Source organism: Kineosporia sp. NBRC 101677 (assembly GCF_030269265.1).
Lineage (GTDB): Bacteria > Actinomycetota > Actinomycetes > Actinomycetales > Kineosporiaceae > Kineosporia > Kineosporia rhizophila.
Window position 1 is genome coordinate 724,709 of record NZ_BSTA01000001.1, and the last position, 23,700, is coordinate 748,408.

Sequence of the window (23,700 nt, forward strand, 5' to 3'; positions counted from 1 at the left end):
AGTCCGACCGCAGAGAACACCAGTGGGTCTCCCGGTTAACGGTGGGCGAATGTCCCTACCCACGGGTTTGCTGTGAACCGGCAGGTGAGGGACCGGTACTGACAGGGCCTCCCTCTCTGCGGCCCGGCTGCCTACGGTGAGGGCGTGCCCGTGAACGCAGCCGTCGAGGCCCCCGTCATGACCCGCCGGCTGACGCTGCTCTTCGCCGTCGCCGGAGGAGCCGCCGTCGCCAATCTCTACCTGGCCCAGCCCCTGCTCGACCTGATCGCCTCCGACCTGAACGCGTCCCCCCACACCGCGGGCTGGCTCGTGACCGCCACCCAGATCGGCTACGCAGCCGGGATCCTGCTCGTGGTCCCCCTCGGCGACGTCCGGGAGAGGCGCTGTCTGCTGCCCATCGTGATGACTCTCGGCGCCGTCGCGCTGGCGGCCTGCGCGCTCGCGCCGTCGATGGGCGCACTTCTGGTCGCGATCACCCTGCTGGGCGCCACCACGGTCTCCGGGCAGATCCTCGCGCCCCTGGCCGGGGATCTCGCCGATCCGGGCAACCGAGGACGAGTGGTGGGCACCGTGGTCTCGGGCCTGCTGACCGGCATCCTGCTCTCGCGCACGCTCAGCGGCCTGATCGCCGACCGGGTCGGCTGGCGCGCGGTCTACGGCTGCGCGGTCGTGCTCACCGTGCTGCTGGCCGTCACCCTGTACCGGAACATCCCCGCCACCGGCCGTAAGACCCGGCTGCGCTACCCCAGCCTGATCGCCTCCGTGTTCCGGCTGGTGCGCACCGAACGGATCGTGCGCTGGACCCTCGCCCTGGGCCTGCTCACCTTCGCCACCTTCACGATGTTCTGGACGGCCCTGACCTTCCTGCTCAGCGCCGAGCCGTACGGCTACTCGGTCACCACGATCGGCCTGTTCGGGCTGGTCGGGCTCGCCGGCGCGGCGGCGGCCCGCAATGCCGGTTCGCTGCACGACCGCGGCCTCTCGCTGCCCGCCACCGGGATCGCGGTCGTGCTGCTGCTGGTCTCGTTCGGCATCGCGCTGGCCGGCCGCACGTCGGTGGCCGCGGTGATCGCCGCCGTCGCCCTGCTCGACGTCGCCGTGCAGGCCGTGATGATCCTCAGCCAGACCCGGCTGTTCCAGGCCGTTCCCGACGAACTGCGCTCACGCGCCAACACGGCTTTCGTCACCTCGAACTTCATCGGCGGTGCGCTGGGTTCGGCGGCGGCTTCGGTGCTTTACGACGTCGGTGGCTGGGACGCCGTGTGCCTCACCGGGGCGGGGATCACCGCGGTGATCCTGGGGATCTGGGCGGTGGGGCGACGATCGGCACTGCGCCCGGTGGCCGCCAGTTCGTCGACCTGACCTTAGGCGGGGCGATCTCAGACCGCAGCCAGCACCTCGACCTCGAGTTCCACACCGGGCAGGAACAGCCCGCTGACCTCCACGGTGGTGCTGGCCGGGCGCAGCGGTCCCGGGAAGAACTGGTTGCGGGCCTGGCCGTACTCCGGCAGCCGGCTGAGATCCCGCATGAAGGTTCGCAGGTGGGCTACGTCGGCCAGAGTGGCGCCGTGGGCGGTGAGCAGGTCCCGCACCATCTCGAAGATGGCCGTGGTCTGGGCGCCCACATTGCCCGGGCTCAACACCTGCCCGACCTCGTCCACGGCAACCTGCCCGGAGAGCACGAGCAGGGCACCGGAGCCGGTGGGGATGCGGGCGACATGGGCGAAGCGGTCGCCGAAAGGTGCTGGTACGGAGGCGGGGTTGTCCAGGGAGACGCTCATACCGACCAACGTAGGCAGCCTACCGGCATGCCACAAACAACGATCAGGCATGCTTCCCATGCGGGCGACGCATATGTTTGCGCGCGTGGACACGCAGTTGCTGAAGACGTTCCGCGCGGTGGCCGAGACCGGTTCCATCTCCCGGGCCGCCGCTCGGCTGGGATACACCCAGTCCGCGGTATCGCGTCAGATCGGCGTACTGGAGACGACTCTGGGGCGCGCTCTGCTGGATCGGCTCCCCCGCGGAGTTGCGCTGACCGAGGCCGGCCAGGCTCTGCTGCCGCACGCCCAGGCCGTGCTGGAGCGGCTGGACGCAGCCGGCCTCGAGCTGGAAGACCTGGACCAGCTTCGGCGGGGTCGCCTGCGGGTCGGGGCCTTCGCCACCGCCATCTCGACCCTGGTGCCGCAGGCCCTGGCTCGATTCCGTTCTCAGCACCCGCAGGTCACAACGACTCTGACTGAAGGCCGCACCCCGGAGCTGCTCCGGCGCCTGGACGCGGGCGAGGCCGATGTGGTGGTGGTCAGCACCGCCGAGGGCCACAACCTGCACGAACCCCGGTACCAGCTGCATCACCTGCTCGACGAGCCGATGATGCTGGCCGTGCCCCGCAACCACCGGCTGGCCCGGCGCCGCACCGTACGGCTGGCCGAGTTCACCGGCGAGGTCTTCGTGGTCGGCTCCCGCACCGACGACCAGAGTTTCCTGCAGGCCCGGCTCCCGGCGGACTCGCCACCGCGGGCCGACATCGTGGTGACCGGCTGGAATGCCAAATGGGGTTGCGTGGCAGCGGGTCTCGGGGTGGCACTGGTGCCCTCGCTGGCAGTGCGGGGCACACCGGGCGACATCGCACTGTTGCGGCTGCATCGTCAGGACGAGGCCGTTCGCCAGGTGTTCGCGGCCGTGCGGGCGGGGCGGACGATCGCCCCGCCCGTCGCGGCCTTCCTGCCCGAGCTCGGTCAGGTGGCGGCCGGGCTCCGTTGACTCAGACCTGAAGGGCCCTCAGCTGCCGACGAGTGCGCAGCCGGCCCAGGACCATCCCCATCGACAGCCCGAGAACAACCACCAGCGCTCCGCCGCCCGCGGTCCGCAGGGGGATCCCGGCGTACCGCATCACCCCGTACTCCGGGTCCAGGTCGTCCAGCTGATCGCTGCTGGCCTTGTCGCCGATGGCGTAGGCGACGATGCTGAACTTCTGATCCCCGAACCCGGACAGCTGCTGGTAAGGAAGCTTGACCTCGCCCTCGATCTGGCGGCCGGCCAGAGTCCACGAGGCCGGGCAGGTCTCGGTGGCCTGCCCGCCGCCACCTCGGCGGCGGATGACGATGCGTTCCGGCTGTTCCTCCGGCGGGCACGCTCCTGCCACGGTGACCTTGTCCCCGTAGTGGTACCGGTAGGAGTCGGCGGTGATGGTCCGCATGGCCAGGGCGCCCAGGCTGGCCACCACCAGGGCCAGACCCACCACGCAGACCACGGCCGGGATCGCGTCGTTCAGGTCTTCGCCGAAGATGGCGAGGGTGAACCCGACCACAGCGATCCCGATCAGGATCGGGCCGTAGAAGCTGAACTCGTAGGGGAAGAACAGCAGGACCACCCCGGCGATGCCGAGCAGCACGCTGACGATGGCGAGGAGGCCGAGCAGGGTGGTGCGCATCAGACGACCGGCCTTCCGGCGGCGCGAGCGGCTTCGGCGAGGCTCTCGTTGAACGGGTCATGGCCGTCGGTGAGCTCGACCGGCACGTTGATCGGCTGTCCGCTGCCGGGCACCACCTGGTACCGGTAGATCTGCCCGGCGTTCTCGCCGGCCTCGATCCGTTGCACCGTCACCTGCGCGATGTCCTCCCAGGTGTAGGCCCGCACCCTGCTGTTGTGCCGGTACACGAAGCCGCCGTCCCACAGGTAGAACGACCGCTCACCGCGCAGCAGGGCGACCAGTGCGGCGATCAGGAACCCGATGCCGAACACCAGCAGGCAGAGCGCGCCGAGCGCCAGCAGCTTGCCCAGGCTCCGGGGGAGGAAGTCGTCCGTAGACGTCGCGATCCAGGACAGGAGCAGGAAGAGCAGGCCCGCCCCCACTGCTGCGGCCAGGTAGCCGGCGGCGACCACCATGGGACGAGTGAGCTTACGGACGTCGGTCAGCGGGCCGAGGTTGTGGTCCCGGGCGGCCTGCTGGACGTCGTCGGGCACCTCGGGGGTGCCGGCGTCGGGGACGGGCGGGGTTGCGGAGTCGGACACGGGTTCTCCTGATGACAGGGCGGAGATGACCTGATCAGAAGACTGCAGCCGGGGTGTCAGGAGCAGCTTTTCCGGACCACACCAGACACTTGCGCCGGTGTCGGACGGCCGGACCGGACACCTGACAGCCCAGGTGGGCGGGCGATCAGCCGGGGATCTGGGCGATCGCCACGTCGCTGATGGTCAGCTCGAAGTCCTCGGTGTTGTTTCCGACCTGGAACGTCAGCTCGCCCGCCGGATAGGTGCGGGCGGCGGTGAACGTGTAGCTGTAGGTCTTGCCGCCGGCCCCGATCTCGAGGTCGCGCTCGAACGACTCCAGGTTGGTCGGCGGGTTCTCCTGCACCCGCACCCTCATGTGCGCCGGATGGTCGGCCTGGGCCTGGAACGTGAGCCGGTACTTGGCCCCGCCGGTCAGCGGTACACAGCTGCGCACCACGATCAGCTCCCAGGGTTCGCGTCGGCCGCCCTGCACCTGCGCATCGAAGCCGTGCTCGGCCAGGTGCCCGAACTGCAGCCACGCCTCGTTGCTGGACCACCAGAGCCGGTGCAGCGGATTCCCGGTCTGCTGCACGTCGGGCAGCGCGTCCAGCACGTTCTTCCCCTCGGCCGGTGCCGGTAGCGGGCACAGCTCCGCTCCCGTGACGGCTGCGGTGGTGGAGGTGCTCGGGGCCGGGGACGCGACCTTCGGTTCGTCCTCGTCGTCGGACAGCTGCGTCGTGACCACGGCCGTGATCACCGACAGCACCATGACCATCACCACCGCCCCGGCCAGGAGCGCCCAGAGGTTGCGCGGCCGCACGTACTCGTACTGCGGTGTCCCCACGCCGGCGTCGCCCCCAGGCGACCCACCGCCCTCGCCGCCGCTGCCCTCGGAGGCTGTACCCCGTCCTTTGTTCTGCCCTTCGGACCCCACCGCGGCCCGTTGCTGGCGGCGCTGCTCCTCGTAGGAGCGCTCCAGCTCAGCGTGCCGCTTCCGCCACTGCGCCACCTCTTCGTCGGTACCCCCGCAGGCCCGGACGAACGGCTCCACGAAGCCGGAGAAATCCGGGGGACGCCGGATCTCGCCTTTGAGGATCGAGTAGAAGTGCCCCCGGCTGACCGACAACTGCGCCGCCAGGGCGGCCGCGCTGCGCGAGGACCGGCGCCGCAGTTCCCCCAGGTCGGCGCAGAAGGCAGGGACCGAATCCCCTGACATTGGACACTCTCCCCTTTTCTGGACTTCGCACATGCTAGGCATTGAAGGGACGATTGCCCGACCCGCACCGGTCCCGTCCATCCGTTCAGGCCCTGCCCGCTTCTGCCGATTGGCTCGCCATGGCCCCCGTGCATCAGCTGACGCAGGACAGCGCCGTCCGGGAGCTGGCGGCGCAGCTGAACTCCGGTCAGCGCACCCGCCCGGCCGTGGTGGTCACCGTGCCCACCGGCCGCGCCGAGCCCTGGATCAAGCCCGACCGGATCGCCGACGAACTGGCCGACCTGGCCGACGTGTACCTGCTGGCCAACGCCGCCACCGGCTGGGCCTTCACCTCCCAGATGCCCGACGGCACCAGCGTCTACGGGGGCGCGGGACGGGTGTACCCGCCCGACATCGCCTGGGTGCACAACCCCTTCCTGTCGCGACTGCACCTGGCCTACTCCGACGAGGAGGCCGAGCACGCCACCACCGCACTGATCGAGAGCGCTCTGGACGCGGCCGCCGCCTGCGGCCTGATCGGTGCTCCTCCACCCACCGGACACGCCAAGGAGGTCACCGGCGAGGTGGTGGGCTTCCCGACCGCCTCCCAGGTGATGGTCAACGCGAGCGACGGGTGGATCGCGATGATCCGGGTGTCCACGCTCGTGCCCGGGGTGGACTCGAACCAGCTCTTCTCGGTCGGCATGCAGGTGAAGGGCGTGCTCGACACCGAGAGCCGGGTACTGGACGTCCGCGGTTGGCTGCCCGACCCGAGAGCCCAGCTGGAGCAGCTCAGCGAGGGCCAGTACATCTGGGCCCGGGTCGAACGGGTCGAGGCCGACCGGGCCGTTCTGCTGCCCTGTCCGGGGGCACCGGTGACGGTGTCGGTGAAGGACGTGATCGCCGACGCCGTCGGTGACCTGCGCGACCTTCTCACCGAGAACGAGACGGTGGCCGTGCGCGTCGGGCCCGGCCGAGACGGCGTGACGCTGAAACTGGTGGCCTTCGAGTCGCTCAGCGAGCAGGCTCAGCAACGTATTTCGGCGCTGCCGTTCCTTCCGGGCGGGCCGCCCTGGCTCACCCCTCCGGGTCCTGCCGCACCACCACGCGAAACGCCGGCGGTGCGCTCCGACCCTGTTCCCAGCGCACCACCACCGGCCCGCATCCCCACCCCGGCCGAGCTTTACGGCATTCCACGCCCTCCCGAAACCCCGCCCGAGACCAGGGCTCCCACCCCGGCCCGCCGCGTCCCAACTCCCGCCGACCTGTTTCCCGGCGTGTTCCGCAGAGACAGCACCGACGAACTGCAGCAGCTGAGAACCCAGCTCGACGCCGCCCGCTCCTCGCTCAGCACGCTGAACCAGAGCCTGACCGACCTCACCGCGCGCCTGACCGATGCCCAGCACCAGATCCGGGTGCAGGAATCGGATGCGTCGCAGCAGCGAATGACGTTGAAGGAGAAGGACAAAGATCTCACCCGGCTACGACGCGAGCTCCGGGACGCCAAGCGCTCCCAGCGCTCCGGCGACTTCCTCTTCCTCGACCCCGAGGCCCAGTTCCGCCACGATCTGTACGAGCACTGGGTGCACCGGGTCCACGCCTCGGAGAAGGCCGAAAGACCGCTTCTGGACTACAGCCTGGGCCCCGAGTTCCTACCGTCGCTGGACGCTCTGGAAGGGGTTTCGCGCAGCAAGGTGCTAGACGTCCTGGTCGAGGTACTCACCGGCCGGGCCGAGACCATGACCTCCCGAGACCTGCACCGGCTACGCCGAGGGCTGGGCGGGAACGATGCACCGGTGCAGCGCGAGGACGGGGCGGTCTGCTGGCGGGTCTCGCTGCAGAACAACAGCCCTTCGGCCCGGCGGTTGCACTACTGGCGCTCGCCGGAGGGGATCGAGTTGTCGCGGGTCGTGGTGCACGACGACTACGAACCCTGAGATCGGCCACGTAATCCTCGACGTGCAGCCGCATACGATCTGCCCATGATCTCGATCCGTCCTGCCGAGACCGCAGACCACAGCACCCTGCTGGCCATCTGGCGCCGGGCCGTCGAAGCCACCCATCATTTCCTTACCCCCGCGGACATCGACGCATTAGCGCTTGATGTGGAGACGTACCTACCGCAGTTCCCTGACCTCCGTGTCGCTGCAGATACGGAAACGTCTTTCGTCGTCGGCTTCGTCGCTGTCGACGGCGACTTCATCGATGCGCTGTTCGTGGACACGTCCGCTCAGGGACGAGGCGTAGGAACGAAGCTGCTGGCGTCGGCCACGACCGGTCGTGATCTCGTGCGGGTAGACGTCAACGAGCAGAATCCCTCGGCTCTCGCCTTCTACGCTGCCCGGGGTTTCTCGGTGGTTGCCCGGTCGGAGACCGACGGCCAAGGGCGCCCCTTCCCTCTTCTCCACCTGCAGCGCAGGTTCGAGTAAGTGGTGCCCGCTCCGGCGGAAGCGAAGTCTGGCCTGGTCAGGCCATGTGCATACGGCGGTCATTCGCGACGGCGACCTGCTGGTGCGGGACCCTGCGCTCGATGCTGGTCGCCGTAGCCGCACTGTGCTGCTGGGTGACCCGTTCGATGGCCTCAGCCTTCAAGCGCGCGACCCGGGGCAGCGCGAACTCCTTGTCGTAGGAGAGCGGGAGGGCGGCTGCCTCGCTGGCCGCGATCGCGTGGCTGATCGCCCGCCACTGCAGCTCCGTCATGGGTTCGTCCAGTTCGCCGCGGTTACGGGCCGCGGTGAACCATTCCAGCGCCTCGGAGTAGGTCAGGAGGAAGCTGCGGCGCCAGAGCTGGTCGTGGACCGTGGCGCGCACCGGGAGGTAGCCGGTGCCCCACTGCCTGGCCAGGAGGAACAGGCCCAGGTTGGCGGCCTCCAGGTGCGCGGGCGGGGCCAGCCGGCCTGCGGCCCGGAGACTGACCTGGTCGGCGGTCACGTGCATCCGGACCAGGGCCTGGTTGATGTGGCTGGGCGGTGTGGCCTCACGAATCGCGAAGAACCGGTGCTGGATCGACTCTTCGTAGGCATTCACGTACCGCTTGATACGCCGGGTGCCGAAATGTGTACCGAGAGCGCCGGACAATGTCCTCCCCAATCCCCGGAGCGCACTCATGCATCTCCGGCCCCAAAGGGAGTTATAGCGCGCCTGCGCACCTATCGGGCCGATCCGATCTCAATCGTTACGCCACCCGGGGGTCACGCACCACAGATGGTGCCCGGCACACTCTACTGAGTGAAGGCGCAGCGGCCGGTGGCTCCGCCCAGGCCCCAAGGATGCCCGAAGCCCGGGAGACGCTGCGGCAGTGCATCTCTGGACCCGTTCGGGGGACCGGAAAGCTTGCACGCGGACCCCGGTCTTGCTATATCAATAGTGCCGCCCGCGAGGCACCGGCCCCGCTGAGCGGCCCGGGATGACCGTGCAGACACAGTGTCAGGGTTTCTGTAGACGGAGGTGGTTCGCCATGCTTGTCCGCACCGATCCTTTCCGTGAGCTGGATCGTCTCACCGAGCAGTTCTTCGGCACGACCGCACGACCTGCGGTCATGCCGATGGACGCCTGGCGTGAGGGGGACAACTTCTACCTGGAGTTCGATCTGCCGGGGATCGACCCCGCATCGATCGACCTGGACCTCGAGCGCAACGCACTGACCGTGCGGGCCGAGCGTCCGATGACGGAGGTCCAGGGCCAGCACCTGGTCTCCGAGCGTCCTCGGGGCGTGTTCAGTCGCCAGGTGATCCTGGGCGACAACCTCGACACCGAGCAGATGACAGCACATTACGAGGCCGGCGTGCTGCGGCTGCAGGTGCCGGTCGCCGAGAAGGCCAAGCCACGCAAGATCGCCATCAACACGGCGTCCGACCGCCAGGCCATCAGCGCCTGAACCGGCCTTGGACTCCTCGGCCGAGGGCCGGGCCGGCGGCCCACCTTCGGGCACCGCGACCGTCGGCGACGCGTTCGTGCACCTGGTCTACGAAGACGAGGAACTGCTGCGCGCCGAGTTCGACGAGATCGTGGCTGCTCTGAAAGTTGTTCCGCCGCAGTTCGACTCTCCGTGTCCGACCACATTGTTCTGTGGTGCAGGCCGCTGTTTCGATCACCGGGAGGCCGCTCTTCCAATCCACGCCGATGACCCCGAGCGAAGAACGCCACTCCCCAAGGAGCGCTCTCCCCCGTGATTTTCGAAGCGGTCAGCAGGTTTTCTGATGAAGGGTGGTGATGTGCTGAGATCGATCGCAAGGTTGTCAACGCGCCGCATGCTTCACCTCGGCTGCGGCGGATCGGAAATGTGAGTTGCTGGCGAGCGGGTGCGGCGAATTCGGCCGCACCCGCTCTTCGTGTCCCAGGCCGGGCCTTCCGTTGCTTTATGCAACCACCGCCTCGGCGCGCTGTTCGAATGCCCGCTCAGGCGGAAGACTTACGACAGCCGTCCGCGCGATCGACCCAGTCGTCGGTCACGCATTGCAATCTCGAGTTGCCGCCACCAGCGATGCCTATTTAGGTATCAAACGGGCACCTGACTGCCCGCGATCCGGCGGACAACTCTTGCGGAGGAATGACGTGATGTTTCGGGTGCGGTCCAAGCGCTCCGTCCTGCAGGCGGCGGTAGCGATCCCGATGGCGGCGCTGCTGCTGACCGGTTGCGGTGACGAGGCGGAAGCGGAGCCGGAGGCAGCCCCGGCCACCAGTCAGGCCACCGAGACCAGTTCGGCCGCCACCGACGAGACCCAGCCCTCACCGTCGTCCTCAGCGACCCTCAAGAGCAACGAAGAGCTGGCCAGCGACATGCAGGAGCAGCTGAAACTGGCTGCCGAGCAAGGAGGTTCCGCCCAGCTCGGCGCCGTGACCTGTGAGGCCGTGCGCGGGTTCATGATGACGGCCGACGAGGTGGCCGACAAGGAGGCGGTGAGCCAGGCGGCCGGCGACCTGCTGACCCCGATCCTGGAGGGCGCGAGCTCGGCCGACGAGAGCGTGAAGGCCTCCGACCTGGACAGCACCACCAAGAAGGATTGCTCCGACCAGCGTCAGGAACTTCTGAAGGCCACCGACGCCAAGAGCCTGGAGTCCCTCACCAACTGAGCTACCGCCTGGGCATCGTCAGACCGCAGCAGAAGCCAGCGGCCCGACGATGCCCAGGCTGAGCCGCTCATCGACGGCCCGCGGGCTCAGCACCCGCCGCAGGGCCAGCACCGCCGTTCCCCGAGCCCCGGAATCAGCACCGTGGCTGGCGACCAGAACATCGAGGTCACGAGCGGCCACAGTGGTGGCGTCCCGGTAAAGGGTCTCCCGCAGCCCAGCCACCAGCAGGTCGTAGGCGGGCGCCATGTCCCCTCCGACCACGATCACCGCCGGGTCCAGCAAGGTGACCGCAGCCGCCAGAACCTCGCCGATGGCCTGCCCGCTGCCTCGAATAGCCCGGCGGGCCGCAACATCGCCTTCCAGGGCCAGCGCAACGACGTCGCGCACGTGTGAGACCGAACGCCCTTGGGCAGCCAGGTCCCGCACGAGCGCCCATCCGCCCGCCACCGCCTCGAGGCAACCGGTCTCCCCGCACCGGCACGGCACGTCCGAGGCACCGCGGTACTTCACGTGCCCGATGTCGCCGGCCGCGCCGCGGGCCCCGTGCTGAAGCACCCCGCCGGCCACGATCCCCGCGCCCAGCCCGGTCGACGCCTTGACGATCAGGGCGTCCCGGTAGCGCGTGAGGTGATCGTCCAGCTCGGCCAGGGCGATCACGTTGGTGTCGTTCTCGATCACCACCGGCGCCGACGACAGCGCGGCGAAGTACGGCGCGATCGGCACCCCGTTCCAGCCGCGCATGATCGCCGAGTTCAGGCTCGTTCCGGCCACCGGGTCCACGGTGCCGGGGATGCTGACCCCGATCCCCAGGACATCCGCAGCGTCACGCCCGGTGCCTACGAGTAGCTGACGCAGGCGTTCAACTGCGAGCGGCATCACATCGTCAGGACCCAGTCCAACTTCCTGTTCATGTTCGTCAGCGCCCAGAACCCGCCCGGCGAGGTCACACACCGTGAACTGAGCGCGGCTGCGTCCGATGGCGGCAGCCAGCACGAGCCCGGCCCCGGCTTCGAACTCAAGACGTTTGGGAGGACGTCCGACACCGACTCCCGGCGCTTCCGTCTCACTCACGAGCCGGGCCCCGACCAGCGCATCCACCCTGGCCGCGACCGCTGTACGGGACAGTCCGGTCATCCGGGCCACGTCGGCCCGGGAGTGCGCCTCGCCGTCCCGGACCAGCTGAAGCACATCACCAGCTGTGACCGGCAACACAGCGCCACTCACACGACCGCCTCCGCCACCGTCTCCACGCGTTCACTCTAATTTAGCTTTTGAAAATCAAAACCCCTGTACTCCGAAGACCAAACCGGCTTAGGCTCCCCGCCATGACCGGACCCACCGGGCCCATCCCGGCCATCCAGGAGATCACCGCCCGCATCGCGCGCCGTTCAGAGCCGACCCGCACCGCGTACCTCGAGCGGGTCTCCGAGGCCATCGAGTCCGGCACCTCGCGGGGCCGTCTCGGCTGCGCGAACCTCGCGCACGGGTTCGCCGCCAGCGACCCCGACGAGAAGCTGGTGCTGCGCGCCAACACCAAGCCGAACATCGCGATCGTCTCCGCGTACAACGACCTGCTCTCCGCCCACAAGCCGTTCGAGAACTACCCGGCGCGGATCAAGAAGGCGGTCGTGCGGGCGCACGGCATCGCGCAGTTCGCCGGTGGTGTGCCGGCCATGTGTGACGGGATCACCCAGGGCCGCGACGGCATGCAGCTGTCGCTGTTCAGCCGCGACGTGATCGCCATGTCCGCGGCGGTGGCCCTGTCCCACGAGATGTTCGACGGCGCCGTCATGCTCGGCGTCTGCGACAAGATCGTTCCTGGCCTGCTGATCGGCGCCCTGGCCTTCGGTCACCTGCCCACCGTCCTGATCCCGGCCGGTCCCATGACCAGTGGCATCCCCAACGGTGAGAAGGCGCGGATCCGCAAGCTCTTCGAACAGGGGCTGGTCGACCGCGAGACGCTGCTGGACACCGAGGCCGCCTCGTACCACGGCCCCGGCACGTGCACGTTCTACGGCACCGCCAACTCCAACCAGCTGCTGATGGAGATCATGGGCCTGCACCTGCCGGGTGCGAGCCTGCCCAACCCCGGCACGGAGCTGCGCGACGCGCTCACCGACGCGGCCGCCGCGCGCGTCACCAGCATCACGTCCCAGGGCTCCGAGTACACGCCCATCGCCCACGTGATCGACGAGAAGGCAGTCGTCAACGGGGTCGTGGGCCTGCTGGCCACCGGCGGCTCCACCAACCACACCATCCACCTGGTGGCCATCGCCCGCGCCGCCGGCATCGCTCTGACGTGGGACGACATCAGTGATTTAGGACGAGTCGTCCCCCTGTTGTCGCGCATCTACCCCAATGGTTCGGCGGACGTAAACCACTTCCATGCCGCCGGGGGCATCGGCCTGCTGATCCACGAACTGCTGAACGCAGGGCTCCTGCACGACGACGTCCAGACGGTCGCCGGTCCTGGGCTGCGGCGGTACACCGAGGAGCCGGTGGTCATCGACGGCACGCTGGAATGGCGCCCGGGCCCCACCAAGACGCTGGACCGCGACGTGCTGCGCCCGGTGAGCGATCCGTTCTCCCCCGAGGGCGGCGTGCGCATCATGCACGGCAACCTCGGCCAAGCCGTCGTCAAGGTTTCCGCCGTGGCCGCCGAGCACCAGGTCATCACCGCACCGGCCCGGGTCTTCGAGACCGACAAGGGCTTCCTGACCGCCTTCCGGTCCGGCGAACTCGACGGGGATGTCGTGGTCGTCATCCGGCAGCAGGGCCCGGCCGCCAACGGCATGCCCGAGCTGCACGGCCTGACCTCCGCTCTGGCCCTCATGCAGGACCGCGGTCAGCGGGTGGCTCTGGTGACCGACGGACGGATGTCCGGCGCCTCGGGCGCGATCCCGGCGGCCATCCACGTCACCCCGGAAGCGGCCTTCGGCGGTCCGATCGCCCGGGTCCAGGACGGCGACGTGATCACGCTCGACTGCACCACCAGCACCCTGCTCGTGGACGTGGACCAGGCCGAGTTCGCCGCCCGCCCGGCCGTCACCAACACCGCCCCGCCGGCCTTCGGCGCCGGCCGCGAACTGTTCGCCGCGTTCCGCGCCACGGTCGGCCCGGCCGACCTGGGCGCCAGCGTGTTCGGCGACGCCCTCGGCATGACCACCGCCCCCGCCGAACCCGCCGAACCCGCCACCCCCGGCATCACCACGTACGAATCCAGCGAAAGACTGCCCGCATGACCGCCGTTGAGGCCACCCCCGTCTCCACCACCACCTCGATCCTCGACATCGCCCCGGTCATCCCGGTCGTCGTCGTGGAAGACGTCACCAGCGCCGTGCCACTGGCCCAGGCCCTCCTGGCCGGGGGCATCGGCGTCATCGAGGTGACCCTGCGCTCGCCGGCCGCCATCGACGCGATCAAGGCCATCGCCGCCGAGGTCCCCGACATGCACGTCGGCGCCGGCACCGTCTGCTCCGAGCAGCAGGCCGAGGACTCCGCCGCCGCCGGGGCGAAGTTCCTGGTCAGCCCGGGCAGCACCGACCGTCTCCTCGACGGCTTCGCCCGGGTCGGTCTGCCCTTCCTGGCCGGCTGCGCCACGCCCTCGGACATGATGCGCCTGATCGAGCGCGGCCTGACCGAGGCCAAGCTCTTCCCGGCCACCGTGGTCGGCGGCACGGCCATGCTCAAGGCCGCCGCCGGCCCCCTGCCCCAGCTGCGCTTCTGCCCGACCGGCGGCATCACCCCCGAGACCGCGCCGGACTTCCTGGCCCTGCCCAACGTCGGCTGCGTCGGCGGCACCTGGCTCACCCCCAAAGAGGCGGTGCGCAACGCCGACTGGCAGGAGATCACCTCCCTGGCGGCCGCAACGCAGGAACTACGCCGGGCCGGCTAGACCACCGCGCCGTCGGTCTCCGTTTCGCCCGGAGACCGACGGCCGCCTGCTTCACCCCGCGGAACGGAACAGACCCACGCCCCACGCCGTTGGCGATCTGATAGAACCGTCAACTAAATGGCGACCAGGCTGGAGACACCGATGCGCGCACTGCGGAAGCTCGGATTCCTCACCATCGGGCTGTTCGACGCGGCCGACCCCCGGGCCGGGCACGAGTCGACGCTGCAGATCATCGAGCTCGGCGAGCAGCTCGGCTTCGACAGCGCGTGGCTGCGGCACCGTCACCTGCAGTTCGGCATCTCCTCGCCGGTCGCCGTGCTGGCGGCCGCCTCGCAGCGCACCCGCCACATCGAACTGGGCACCGCAGTCACCCCGCTGGGCTGGGAAAACCCCCTGCGACTGGCCGAAGACTGGGCCACGGTGGACGTCTTGTCGGGCGGGCGGCTGAACCCCGGGCTGAGCGTGGGGCCGCCGATGAACTTCGACACGGTCAAGGACGCGCTGTACCCCGACACCGCCGAACAGGAAGATTTCTCGTACCAGCGGGTGAAGCGGCTGCTCGGCTTCGTCCGTGGCGAGAAGGCCTCCGACTTCAGCGGTGCCCGGGCCTTCGAGGAGTTCTCCGACCAGGTGCAGCCGCACTCCGCCGGTCTGGGCGAGCGGCTCTGGTACGGCGGCGGCAGCCTGAGCTCGGCGCGGTGGGCCGGGGAGAACGCGATGAACTTCCTGACCAGCAGCGTGGTCAAGGCCGAAGACGCCGAGCCCGACTTCGCCCAGATCCAGCTGAGCCACATCCAGGCCTTCCGGGCGGCGCATCCGCTGGGCGCGAAGGCGCGCGTTTCGCAGGGCCTCGTGGTCATACCGACCGACTCCGCCGACCCTGAGCAGATTGCGAAGTACCAGGCGTACGTCGACCGGCGCACCCCGCGCACGGCCGAACCCCAGGGCCCGGCCCGGATGCTGTTCGCCCGCGACCTGATCGGCACCAGCGAGCAGATCGCCGAGCAGCTGCACGCCCACGCCGCCTTCGCCGAGGTCGACGAGGTGGCCTTCGCCCTGCCGTTCAGCTTCCAGCACGAGGACTACGTCCAGATCCTCACCGACATGGCCACCCGGCTGGGCCCGGCCCTGGGCTGGAGCAGCTCCGCCGCGGACTGAACCGGTCCGCGCCACCCGTTCCGGTTCTGTGACCCACACCACCCTCAGTTCCGGCCCCGCTCCGGCCGATACCCACCCGATGAGTGCCGGGCCGGTCCGGACGGGGCGACGACCGAGGGAACAGCGTGGGTCAAGCGGACAGTGCGGACTTGGTCCGGCAGGCCATCGCCCGCTGGCGTGAAGAGCCGGCCGGTGACAGCCATCTGCTCGATTTCCGGCCCGACGGCACCACCACCGTCGAGATCGCCCAGCCCGACCTGCCCGGAACGCTGAGCGGTCTGCTCGCCGGGGCCAAGTACGGCTTCCGCGGACAGTCGGACCCTGGCGAAAGCACCCGGAACACCGACGTTCTGCTCACGCGGCTCGAGCAGGACGATCTGGGGGCGGCCCTGGGGGCCCTGAAACGCGCCTCCGTCCAGGAGTACACCGAACGCGGTATCTGGGTGCTGTATCTGGCGTTCGGCACCCTGAACTGGATCGACGAGAGCGGCGCGAAGCGGGTCAGCCCGCTGGTCCTGGTGCCGGTGAAGCTCACCAACGCCGCGCAGAAACTCAAGCTGGCCGATCAGGACACCACGCCCAACCCGGTCCTGGCCGCCCACCTGGCCTCGCTCGGCCTCGAACTGCCCGCGTTCGAAGACCTGACGTCACTGAACCTGGGTGAGTACTTCGAGGCGGTGGAGACCGCGGTCCGCCGTAACGCCTGGCAGGTCGCCCCTACGCTGCACCTGTCCTGTTTCCGGTTCGCCCACCACGCCGTGCACCGCGACCTGCTGGACAACGAGGACCAGATCACCGCGCACCCGGGCGTTCAGGCGCTGGCGCTGGGATTGATCGGGACCGGCCCGTCGTTCGACTTCGACCCCATTGCCGAGGACCGCCTCGACGAGCTGGCGTCCGTCTCCGACACCCCCCTCGTCCTGGACGCCGACTCCTACCAGAGGACGGCGGTGGCCGCCGCCCTCGCGGGTCGCTCGTTCGTGCTGGACGGGGCTCCCGGAACCGGGAAGTCCCAGACCATCGCGAACATGATCGGCGCCCTGCTGCATGCGGGCCGAAGCGTGCTGTTCGTGTCGCCCAAGGCGGCCGCGCTGGAGACGGTGCAGCACCGGCTGGACCAGGCCGGCCTAGGGTCTTTCCTGCTTTCCCTGCACTCCGAACAGGCCCGCCGCAGCGCCGTCGCCCGGTCGCTGCAGCAGACCGACGATTCCGTTCCGACGCCGGTAAAGCCCCTGGACCGTGAGCAGCTCAAGCAGCGTCAGGAGGAGCTGAACGCCTACGCGGCAGCAGTCAACGACGTGCGGGAACCGCTGGGGCTGAGCCTGCACGAGGTTCTGGGCCGGCTCGAGCATCTGCGTGACGCGCCTGCGGTTCCGGTGAAGATCAAGGGTGCGAAGAGCCTGGACCGGGTGGCTCTGGCCGAGATCCAGGAGGCCGCCAACGGTCTGGCCGGTTCGTGGCGTCCGCTGCTGGAAGGCCAGAACTTCCTGTGGCGGGGCGTGCGATCGCTCAAGCCGATCGATGACGCGATCGAAGGCGCCACCGCCGCGCTGCGAACTCTCACCCAGGAGCTGGCCGAACGCGCAGAAGCAGCCGAAGCCTTCGGTCTGAGCGCCGTTTCGGACGCGCCCAGACTGCGGGACCACCTGCACAAGGCCGCATCGCGCCCGCCCCGCACGCCCCAGGCCTGGCTCACCACCGCGGATCTCGAGGGTGTCCGCTCGGCCCTTCAGCACCTGCGCGACCGACCGCAGGGCACCAGCGAGCCCGACCCGCAGCGTGACCGCGATCGTCAGTTCGTGCGGACCGCAGCCGTGCTCACCCAACGCCTCAAAGACCTGGAGAAGATCGCCTCGACGCTCGGCCTGCCCCGGCCGGGCACCCTGCGGGAGGCCATGACGCTGCTGAACGTGGCCGACATCGCCGACCAGCCGAACCGGCCGGAGCCGAACTGGTTCACCCGCGAGGGGCACCAGCGCGCCGCCGACGCCCTGACCGCGCTGAAGGCCGCGGTCAAGAAGCTGGGCGCGGCTCAGGCCTCCTGTGACGCAACCTTCACGCCGGAGGTGCTGAACGCCGACATCGAGGCCCTGATCGACGGTTTCGCCGAACCGACCACCGGCTGGCAACAACTCGTCGGCGGCCTGGCCCACAGCAGCCACACCGAACTGCAGCGCATCATCCGGGACCCCTCCCAGGCCGCCGAGGCCATCCAGAGCCTGCACAAGGCCCGGCGCTGGAAGGAGGCCGACCACGCCTACCAAGAGGCCCTGGACGCGCACGGCCCGGCCCTGGGCGCCTACTTCCAGGGCCGCGAGACGGATCTCGACCTGGTCGCCGACGGCCTGGCGCTGAGTGAGCGGGCCCTGTCCACGGGGATGGACGTGTCGCAGGCCGGGCAGGTGCTCGGAAACGGCCGGGAGCGGCCGGACTGGCTGCCCGACCTGGCCCGCCGGGTTTGTCAGGACCTCAAGCACTGGCGCACGCAGGTCGTTCCCGACCCGAAGCTGGAGATCCCGTTCAAGCTCCTCGAGCGCCCGCTGCCGGACAGCGTGGCCTGGCTTCTGGAACAGACCGAGACCGGGCAGATCCCGCCCGAACTACTGCTCGACAGCTCGGCCGAGGAGGCGGAAGGCTTCGGCGAGCAGGAGCTCTCGGCGCTGCTGGGCGAGCTGTACCAGGGCGATGACACCGACCTGTCGAAGCTCGAACAGGCCCTGGAATGGGTCGAGAGCATGCGGCCGGAGGGGAATCCGCTGAGCGCTGAGCAGGCCGAGCACCTGCGATCGTGCGCTCCCCCGGTCGAGCTGACGATCGGGGTCAAGCGCTGGGAGGAGGCAAAGGCCGAACTTCTCGACGCCTTTGCCGACGATCAGCACCAGGACCTGGAAGACCTTTTCGAGGATTCCGAACTCACTCTGGCCTTCCTGCAGGCGCTCTGGGACGATCCGCTGGGCCGGGAGGAATGGATCGCGTACGAAGACCGGCGGAGCATCCTGCAGGACTGCGGTCTGGGGCCGGCCCTGGACCACTGCATCAGCCGGCAACTCGACGCCGAGCAGATCCCCGCCGCCTTGGAACGCAGCGTGCTGCAGACCTGGGTCGACGAGATCGTGGCCAGCGACCAGGTGCTGCGGCTGTCCAAGGGCGAGACGCGCGATTCCCAGGTGCAGGAGTACCGCGACCTCGACCGTACGGTTTCGCCCCACGCCGCGGCCGAGGTCGTGCGCACCTGCCGGTCCCGACAGCCGGTGGACGACCGACCGGTGCAAGATCTGCACGATGTCGTCCAGCAGTCGATCAGGCCCTGCTTCGTGCTCTCGCCGCTTTCGGTGAGCCGGATCCTGCCCCCGGAAACACTTTTCGACGTGGTGGTCTTCGACGAGGCAAGCCTGGTCGATGTGCCCACGGCGATCAGCTGCATCTACCGCGCCAAGAGCCTGATCGTGGCTGGCGACCAGCAGCAGCTACCACCGCCCGGCGGCCCGGAGTCGATCCTGGATCTGGCCAAGAGCGCCGGCGCCCTGCGCACTCTGACCCTGCGCTGGCACTACCGTTCCCGCCACGAAGACCTGTTCTCGTTCAGCAATGCCTCCTACTACCGCAACCGCCGCATCACCTTTCCTGGTCCTCGAACCGGGGGCGCCGATGTCGGCATCGAGGTGTTCGCAGCCGGGGGCGCACCAACGCCGAAGGTCGTCGAGCGGGTTCTCCATCACTACCGCACCCGGCCACACCTTTCGCTGGGCGTGATCACCTTCAGCGAGTCTCAGGCGGCCGGCATCGAGACCGCCGTCCGGGCCGCCCGGAGCGCCGATGCCGAACTCGACCAGCTCGTCCTGCGCGGTCGCCTCAACGGCTTCTTCGTCAAGCCGGTGGAATTCGTGCAGGGTGACGAACGGGACGTCATCATCCTCGTGCTCGAAGACGCCGACCGGGAGTCCGTTGATTCCAGGCGTCTCAATGTGGCCGTCACCCGGGCCCGTCACCGCAACGAGATCGTCAGCAGCATCAGCGCTTCTGATGAGGACAGCGATCTCCAGCGTTACCTGAACTACGCCGTCAACGGCCAGACAGCTCTGACCGCAGACGCCCCCCGCAGCTCGGACGGCGAATCGCTTTTTGCCGATGCGGTTCTGGACGTCGTGCGCACCTGGGGATACCAGGTCGAGTCGCCCACCGGCACTACCGGGCAACGGATCGATCTGGCCGTCCGCCACCCCGAACACCCGGAGTCGTTCGTGCTCGGCGTCATCTGCGACGGCCCGCGCTATCACTCCTACAAGGTGGCCCGCGACCGCGACCGGCTGCACGACAGCGTTCTGCTGGAACACGGCTGGAGCCTGTACCGCATCTGGAGTCCGGCCTGGAACCGCAACCGCACCGAAGAGACGAAGCGGCTGCGCTCAGCCATCGAGGCTGCGCTCCAGCGGCCCGTCCCGGAACCCCCGAAGCCGGAACAGCCCAAAAAGACCGACAATGGACGAGTGTCAGCCTCGGTTCGCGAACCCATCACCACCCTGCCGCACCCGCGGACACCGACGAGCACACCCGTCCATAATCAGACACCTTTGCCGCGCCCGCCGGCTCCCCGCACCGAATCCCCGGTGGCGATCGAGCCCAAACACGCGTGGGCCGTCCCCTATGTCGTGACCGACACGGTGCCCCTGCGCATCGACAGCGACCCGGCCGCGTCCCACTCCCGTCCAGCGATCACCCGGGCCATCGAGGAGATCATCCGGATCGAGAGCCCGATTCACCTGGACCTGCTCGACGAGCGCCTCAAAGACGTTCTGCAGACTCAGGAACTCGGGGCGGACGTCCGCACCAACATCACCTTGGCCACCCACGCGTCCACCCAGATCCGCCAGTACGGACGTCATCTGGCCATCCCCGGCTTTCCGGTGGACCGCGCCCGCACCCCCACGCCCGCCTGCACACGCACGATCGGGCAGATCCACGACGCCGAACTGGCCGTTGCCGTGGTTCATCTCGCGGCCGAAGCGGGCAGTATCCAGACCAGCGCCCTGGTGGACCAGGTCACCGAGATCTTCGGCTGGCCCCGGATGATGGCCGATGCCCTGACCCGCCTGGACATCATCATCAACAAGCACTGTGCCAAAGGTCAGCTGGTGCGTGTTGGTTCGGCGATCGCCCCGGCCGCGAGCGTGGGCGCCCGGCGTTCCTGATCCGTCGGGCGGACGGTCAGGAGAAGACGCCGGAATAGGCGTTGAGTGCAGGCTGGCCGCCGAGGTGGGCGTACAGCACCGTCGAGTCGGCGGAGATCTCGCCGCCGCGGACCAGATCGATCAGTCCGGCCATCGACTTCCCCTCGTACACCGGGTCGATGATCATGCCTTCGAGCTCACCGGTCAGCCGGATCGCGTCGATCGTCGACTGCACCGGGATGCCGTACAGGTCGCCGGCCCAGCCCTCGAGCACGGTGATCTCGTCGTCCCGCAGGTCACGCTTCAGGCCGATCAGATCGGCCGTGTGCCGGGCGATCCGCTCCACCTGGGCCCGCGTCTTCTCCAGCGTGGCCGAGGCGTCGATCCCGATCACCCGGCGGGGCCGGTCCTGCTGGGCGAACCCGGCGATCATCCCGGCGTGGGTGGAGCCGGTGACCGTGCACACCACGACGGTGTCGAAGAAGACCCCGAGCTGCGCCTCCTGCTGCTCGACCTCGCGCGCCCAGTTGGCGAAACCGAGCCCGCCGAGGTGGTGTTCGGAGGCTCCGGCCGGAATGCCGTAGGGCGTGCCACCGGCCGCCCGCACGTCTTCCAGAGCCTGCTCCCACGAGCTGCGGATCCCGATGTCGAACCCGGCCGGGTCGAGCTGCACGTGCGCACCCATGATCCGGGACAACAGGATGTTGCCGACCTTGTCGTTGACCGCGTCCGGCCAGTCCACCCACTTCTCCTGCACCAGGCGGGCCTTGAGGCCCAGCTTGGCGGCCACCGCGGCCACCTGCCGGGTGTGGTTGGACTGGTAGCCACCGATCGAGACCAGCGTGTCGGCGCCGCTGGCCAGAGCATCGGGGACGATGTACTCCAGCTTGCGGGTCTTGTTGCCTCCGTAGGCCAGACCGGAGTTCACGTCCTCCCGCTTGGCCCAGATCCTCGGACCGCCCAGGTGCTGGCTCAGCCGCTCCAGCGGGTGCACCGGGCTGGGCCCGAACAGCAACGGGTAGCGGTCGAAATCGTCGAGCGACATGTGGTTCTCCTGAGGTCAGCTGGTCGGCGGCTGAAGGGTCAGCCAGTTGGCCCGGGCCAGGGCAGCAGCGCCGTCGGCGTCTGCCCGGGCGGCGTGCTCGATGATGGAACGATGCTGGGCCACCGATGAGCGGCCGCTGAGGCCGGCGAAACGCACCCGCTCCATCCGCCGGAGCAGGGGAGTGACGTCCCGCAGGACGCCGGCCAGCAACCGGTTGGCGGCCAGATCGACGAACACCCGGTGAAAGGCGTCATCCGCAGCGATCGCCCCGTCCACGTCGGCCCCGGCCAGCGCGGCCGCGAACTCGTCGTTGGCCTGCCGCATCGTGTGTAGGTGGGTCTCCTGCACGAGGGGCACCGCCTCGCGGGCCGCAAGCTCGTGCATGCTCGCCGCCACCGCCTGGGCCTCGACCGCAGCCCGCACGTCCAAGGGTGCGACAATCGTGCGGCTTCCCGGCTGGATCTGCACGAGCCCGGTCTTCTCGAGGTGGGTCAGCGCCTCCCGCACCGGCGTCCGGCTCACCCCGAGCCAGGCACAGAGCTCCGCATCGACCAGCCGCTCACCTGGTTCGAACGTGCCGTCCACGATGGCCGCCCGCAGAGTCTCGAGCGCGCGCTCCCTCAAGAGGACACGTGGGGCAGCAGCGCTGGAACGGGGAACCGGCATGTCGCCGACAGTATGCGAAATATTGCATGACGCAAAGACCCCCGTGGCCGACGTGTTGGGGATGCGTGATGAAGCCGCCCGGTGCTCAGCGGAAAGCTCGGGACCAGCACCTCACCGAGGCTGACGACCACCTTGGGAAGCTGCCCGATCGTGGGCATCACCTGGCTACCTGTAGTCACAGCCGTGCAACTTTAGGTATGGTTCGCGGCTTATAAGACATCGTTGCAGCGGAGGGGCGACCTGATGTCCAAGATCGACGAACTCGCGGAAGCCATCAGTGGCGTGGCCGGAAAGATCGACGAGGCGACCAACGAGAGCACGGTCGCGTCGCAGGAGGCCGAGGAGACCGCCGCCGTCGCCGAGGCCCTGGGCTCCGACGGCCTGGTCGAGGGGCTGAGCCACGTCAAGGAACAGCTGGACGCGCTGAGCGAGGTGCTCAAGGGCGCGTCCCAGCAGGCCAGCGAGATCCAGGCACTGACGCTCAGCCTGGCCGAGGGTGGCTGAGGAGAAAGCGGCTGCGCGTTGCCCCCAGGCGCCCTTCTCATTCCAGAACCCGTTCTCCCCCAGCCTCATTGACCAGCACCATCCCCATCACCACGTCCCCGAACAACTCCACTTCCCCTTCCCCCAGGGCCTCGGCCAGCCCACGCGCCCGCGCATGCACCAGGTACAGGTTGGCCAGCGCCTCCGACGGCACGCCGGCCCGCGAGAGCTCCGGGGCCAGCCCGAGGGCCATCCGCAGTTCTTCGAGTAGCCCGGCCTGGTTCAGATCGCGCACCCGGATGGACGGGTCGCTCTCCAGGGCGGCGCGGATCTCCCGGGCGGGCCCGGCGTCGGTCACGGTGACGTCGCAGATGCCGCCGTCGAGGGAGCGCTGGTCGGTGCGCAGAACGATGAGGTGCTGGCGGGGGCCGCCGCCGAAAACCATGCCGATGGCGGCGGCTCCGTCGAACTTGTACACAGCGCGCCAGGAACGCTCCAGGGTCCAGGCCACCGGCTCGGCCCAGTTCGGAAGCGTGACCCCGGCCATCCGCTCGGCCGCCTCGGTCGCGACGACGCGGGTGAGCGCGGGACCGAGCTGACCGGCGATGGTGAGGAAGCCCCGGGTGATCGGGTCGGGGACCTGCTCGCAGGCCTGGATCAGGTGTTTCACCATGTCCGCGGTCAGCATCAGGCGCTGCGCTTCGTCCACGTCGACCGGGACGTGTTCCTCGAAGACCGCGAACACCGAACCCACCACCAGTTCGGCCTCGAGCCGGTTGCGGGCGTCGAGCAGAGCCTCCAGGACGCTGTTCCCGAACGAGGCCATCCCCTGCGCCGCCCCCTCCCAGGTGACCGGCGAGGCCTCGTTCCCCACCGGCTCGAACTCGGCGAAGACCGAGATCGGCAGGGTCACCGGCACGGGAGTGGGCAGCAGACGCAGAACAGTGGACGATCGACCCGCCGGGCGCCGGGGACCTCGCCGCTTGCGGTTGGTCATGGTGCCAGCCTGCCAGGACTCGCCTGG

The 23,700-nt window shown here is 69.2% G+C and carries 20 protein-coding genes; 11 read left to right on the forward strand and 9 right to left on the reverse strand.

Annotated features, from left to right (window positions below; all coding sequences use genetic code 11):
- Positions 1–144: 144 nt before the first annotated feature.
- Positions 145–1,362 (forward strand): MFS transporter, encoded by a 1,218-nt coding sequence (locus tag QSK18_RS03260; protein ID WP_285616530.1) that lies wholly within the window; start codon positions 145–147, stop codon positions 1,360–1,362.
- A 17-nt stretch (positions 1,363–1,379) separates the two neighbouring features.
- On the opposite strand, the gene QSK18_RS03265 is transcribed toward QSK18_RS03260, so the two are convergent.
- On the reverse strand, positions 1,380–1,781 hold the full coding sequence (locus QSK18_RS03265; protein WP_285616531.1) for a RidA family protein: 402 nt from the start codon (positions 1,779–1,781) through the stop codon (positions 1,380–1,382).
- Positions 1,782–1,866: 85 nt separating this feature from the next.
- Here QSK18_RS03265 and QSK18_RS03270 point away from each other — a divergent pair, with 85 nt between their 5' ends.
- Complete coding sequence (locus tag QSK18_RS03270) at positions 1,867–2,763, forward strand: LysR family transcriptional regulator (protein ID WP_232808407.1); 897 nt, start codon at positions 1,867–1,869, stop codon at positions 2,761–2,763.
- Between the two features lies 1 nt (position 2,764).
- Here QSK18_RS03270 and QSK18_RS03275 read toward each other — a convergent pair whose 3' ends face one another.
- The 3 genes from QSK18_RS03275 to QSK18_RS03285 all read right to left on the reverse strand — a co-directional run bounded on the left by QSK18_RS03275 (position 2,765) and on the right by QSK18_RS03285 (position 5,209).
- Positions 2,765–3,433 carry a hypothetical protein gene (locus tag QSK18_RS03275; protein WP_285616532.1) on the reverse strand — a complete coding sequence of 223 codons (669 nt, stop codon included), beginning with the start codon at positions 3,431–3,433 and terminating at the stop codon, positions 2,765–2,767.
- Complete coding sequence (locus tag QSK18_RS03280) at positions 3,433–4,014, reverse strand: DUF6585 family protein (protein WP_232808409.1); 582 nt, start codon at positions 4,012–4,014, stop codon at positions 3,433–3,435. The genes QSK18_RS03275 and QSK18_RS03280 overlap by 1 nt, the downstream gene beginning before the upstream one ends.
- Before the next feature lie 145 nt (positions 4,015–4,159).
- On the reverse strand, positions 4,160–5,209 hold the full coding sequence (locus QSK18_RS03285) for a helix-turn-helix domain-containing protein (protein WP_285616533.1): 1,050 nt from the start codon (positions 5,207–5,209) through the stop codon (positions 4,160–4,162).
- A 128-nt stretch (positions 5,210–5,337) separates the two neighbouring features.
- Between QSK18_RS03285 and QSK18_RS03290 the strand changes: the two genes are divergently transcribed.
- Together QSK18_RS03290 and QSK18_RS03295 are read left to right on the forward strand one after the other, a co-directional pair.
- Complete coding sequence (locus QSK18_RS03290) at positions 5,338–7,125, forward strand: atrophin-1 family protein (protein WP_285616534.1); 1,788 nt, start codon at positions 5,338–5,340, stop codon at positions 7,123–7,125.
- A gap of 45 nt (positions 7,126–7,170) precedes the next feature.
- Positions 7,171–7,617, forward strand: a complete 447-nt coding sequence (locus tag QSK18_RS03295; protein ID WP_232808412.1) for an acetyltransferase — start codon at positions 7,171–7,173, stop codon at positions 7,615–7,617.
- 37 nt (positions 7,618–7,654) lie between these two features.
- Here QSK18_RS03295 and QSK18_RS03300 read toward each other — a convergent pair whose 3' ends face one another.
- Entirely contained in the window at positions 7,655–8,215 is a 561-nt protein-coding gene (locus QSK18_RS03300) for a hypothetical protein (protein ID WP_285616535.1), read from the reverse strand.
- Positions 8,216–8,645: 430 nt separating this feature from the next.
- On the opposite strand from QSK18_RS03300, the gene QSK18_RS03305 reads away from it, so the two are divergent.
- A complete protein-coding gene (locus QSK18_RS03305) occupies positions 8,646–9,065 on the forward strand; it encodes an Hsp20/alpha crystallin family protein (RefSeq protein ID WP_232808414.1) in 420 nt (139 codons plus the stop codon).
- A 680-nt stretch (positions 9,066–9,745) separates the two neighbouring features.
- Positions 9,746–10,261 (forward strand): hypothetical protein, encoded by a 516-nt coding sequence (locus tag QSK18_RS03310; protein ID WP_285616536.1) that lies wholly within the window; start codon positions 9,746–9,748, stop codon positions 10,259–10,261.
- Positions 10,262–10,279: 18 nt separating this feature from the next.
- Here QSK18_RS03310 and QSK18_RS03315 read toward each other — a convergent pair whose 3' ends face one another.
- Positions 10,280–11,449 carry an ROK family transcriptional regulator gene (locus tag QSK18_RS03315; protein WP_285616537.1) on the reverse strand — a complete coding sequence of 390 codons (1,170 nt, stop codon included), beginning with the start codon at positions 11,447–11,449 and terminating at the stop codon, positions 10,280–10,282.
- A gap of 137 nt (positions 11,450–11,586) precedes the next feature.
- On the opposite strand from QSK18_RS03315, the gene edd reads away from it, so the two are divergent.
- From edd to QSK18_RS03335, 4 genes are all read left to right on the forward strand, one after another.
- Positions 11,587–13,503: a phosphogluconate dehydratase gene (gene edd, locus QSK18_RS03320; RefSeq protein ID WP_285616538.1), complete on the forward strand. Its 1,917-nt coding sequence runs from the start codon at positions 11,587–11,589 to the stop codon at positions 13,501–13,503.
- Complete coding sequence (gene eda, locus QSK18_RS03325) at positions 13,500–14,156, forward strand: bifunctional 4-hydroxy-2-oxoglutarate aldolase/2-dehydro-3-deoxy-phosphogluconate aldolase (protein WP_269809406.1); 657 nt, start codon at positions 13,500–13,502, stop codon at positions 14,154–14,156. The genes edd and eda overlap by 4 nt, the downstream gene beginning before the upstream one ends.
- Before the next feature lie 141 nt (positions 14,157–14,297).
- Entirely contained in the window at positions 14,298–15,314 is a 1,017-nt protein-coding gene (locus QSK18_RS03330; protein WP_285616539.1) for an LLM class flavin-dependent oxidoreductase, read from the forward strand.
- A gap of 149 nt (positions 15,315–15,463) precedes the next feature.
- On the forward strand, positions 15,464–20,503 hold the full coding sequence (locus tag QSK18_RS03335) for a DUF3320 domain-containing protein (protein ID WP_285616540.1): 5,040 nt from the start codon (positions 15,464–15,466) through the stop codon (positions 20,501–20,503).
- Positions 20,504–20,519: 16 nt separating this feature from the next.
- On the opposite strand, the gene QSK18_RS03340 is transcribed toward QSK18_RS03335, so the two are convergent.
- Together QSK18_RS03340 and QSK18_RS03345 are read right to left on the reverse strand one after the other, a co-directional pair.
- Complete coding sequence (locus tag QSK18_RS03340) at positions 20,520–21,527, reverse strand: 1-aminocyclopropane-1-carboxylate deaminase (RefSeq protein WP_232808419.1); 1,008 nt, start codon at positions 21,525–21,527, stop codon at positions 20,520–20,522.
- Between the two features lie 15 nt (positions 21,528–21,542).
- Positions 21,543–22,193, reverse strand: coding sequence for a GntR family transcriptional regulator (locus QSK18_RS03345; protein ID WP_232808420.1), 651 nt, complete (start codon positions 22,191–22,193; stop codon positions 21,543–21,545).
- Positions 22,194–22,436: 243 nt separating this feature from the next.
- On the opposite strand from QSK18_RS03345, the gene QSK18_RS03350 reads away from it, so the two are divergent.
- Positions 22,437–22,697 (forward strand): hypothetical protein, encoded by a 261-nt coding sequence (locus tag QSK18_RS03350; protein ID WP_285616541.1) that lies wholly within the window; start codon positions 22,437–22,439, stop codon positions 22,695–22,697.
- 37 nt (positions 22,698–22,734) lie between these two features.
- Here QSK18_RS03350 and QSK18_RS03355 read toward each other — a convergent pair whose 3' ends face one another.
- Positions 22,735–23,673 carry a hypothetical protein gene (locus QSK18_RS03355; protein ID WP_232808426.1) on the reverse strand — a complete coding sequence of 313 codons (939 nt, stop codon included), beginning with the start codon at positions 23,671–23,673 and terminating at the stop codon, positions 22,735–22,737.
- Between the last annotated feature and the right edge of the window lie 27 nt (positions 23,674–23,700).

Bases quoted from the DNA above. Each gene is read 5' to 3' on its own strand.
- QSK18_RS03275 (WP_285616532.1), bottom strand. From the start codon at position 3,433: ATGCGCACCACCCTGCTCGGCCTCCTCGCCATCGTCAGCGTGCTGCTC.
- QSK18_RS03295 (WP_232808412.1), top strand. From the start codon at position 7,171: ATGATCTCGATCCGTCCTGCCGAGACCGCAGACCACAGCACCCTGCTG.
- QSK18_RS03310 (WP_285616536.1), top strand. From the start codon at position 9,746: ATGTTTCGGGTGCGGTCCAAGCGCTCCGTCCTGCAGGCGGCGGTAGCG.
- QSK18_RS03305 (WP_232808414.1), top strand. From the start codon at position 8,646: ATGCTTGTCCGCACCGATCCTTTCCGTGAGCTGGATCGTCTCACCGAG.
- QSK18_RS03330 (WP_285616539.1), top strand. From the start codon at position 14,298: ATGCGCGCACTGCGGAAGCTCGGATTCCTCACCATCGGGCTGTTCGAC.
- QSK18_RS03345 (WP_232808420.1), bottom strand. From the start codon at position 22,193: ATGCCGGTTCCCCGTTCCAGCGCTGCTGCCCCACGTGTCCTCTTGAGG.
- QSK18_RS03285 (WP_285616533.1), bottom strand. From the start codon at position 5,209: ATGTCAGGGGATTCGGTCCCTGCCTTCTGCGCCGACCTGGGGGAACTG.
- QSK18_RS03340 (WP_232808419.1), bottom strand. From the start codon at position 21,527: ATGTCGCTCGACGATTTCGACCGCTACCCGTTGCTGTTCGGGCCCAGC.
- eda (WP_269809406.1), top strand. From the start codon at position 13,500: ATGACCGCCGTTGAGGCCACCCCCGTCTCCACCACCACCTCGATCCTC.
- edd (WP_285616538.1), top strand. From the start codon at position 11,587: ATGACCGGACCCACCGGGCCCATCCCGGCCATCCAGGAGATCACCGCC.
- QSK18_RS03265 (WP_285616531.1), bottom strand. From the start codon at position 1,781: ATGAGCGTCTCCCTGGACAACCCCGCCTCCGTACCAGCACCTTTCGGC.
- QSK18_RS03350 (WP_285616541.1), top strand. From the start codon at position 22,437: ATGTCCAAGATCGACGAACTCGCGGAAGCCATCAGTGGCGTGGCCGGA.
- QSK18_RS03355 (WP_232808426.1), bottom strand. From the start codon at position 23,673: ATGACCAACCGCAAGCGGCGAGGTCCCCGGCGCCCGGCGGGTCGATCG.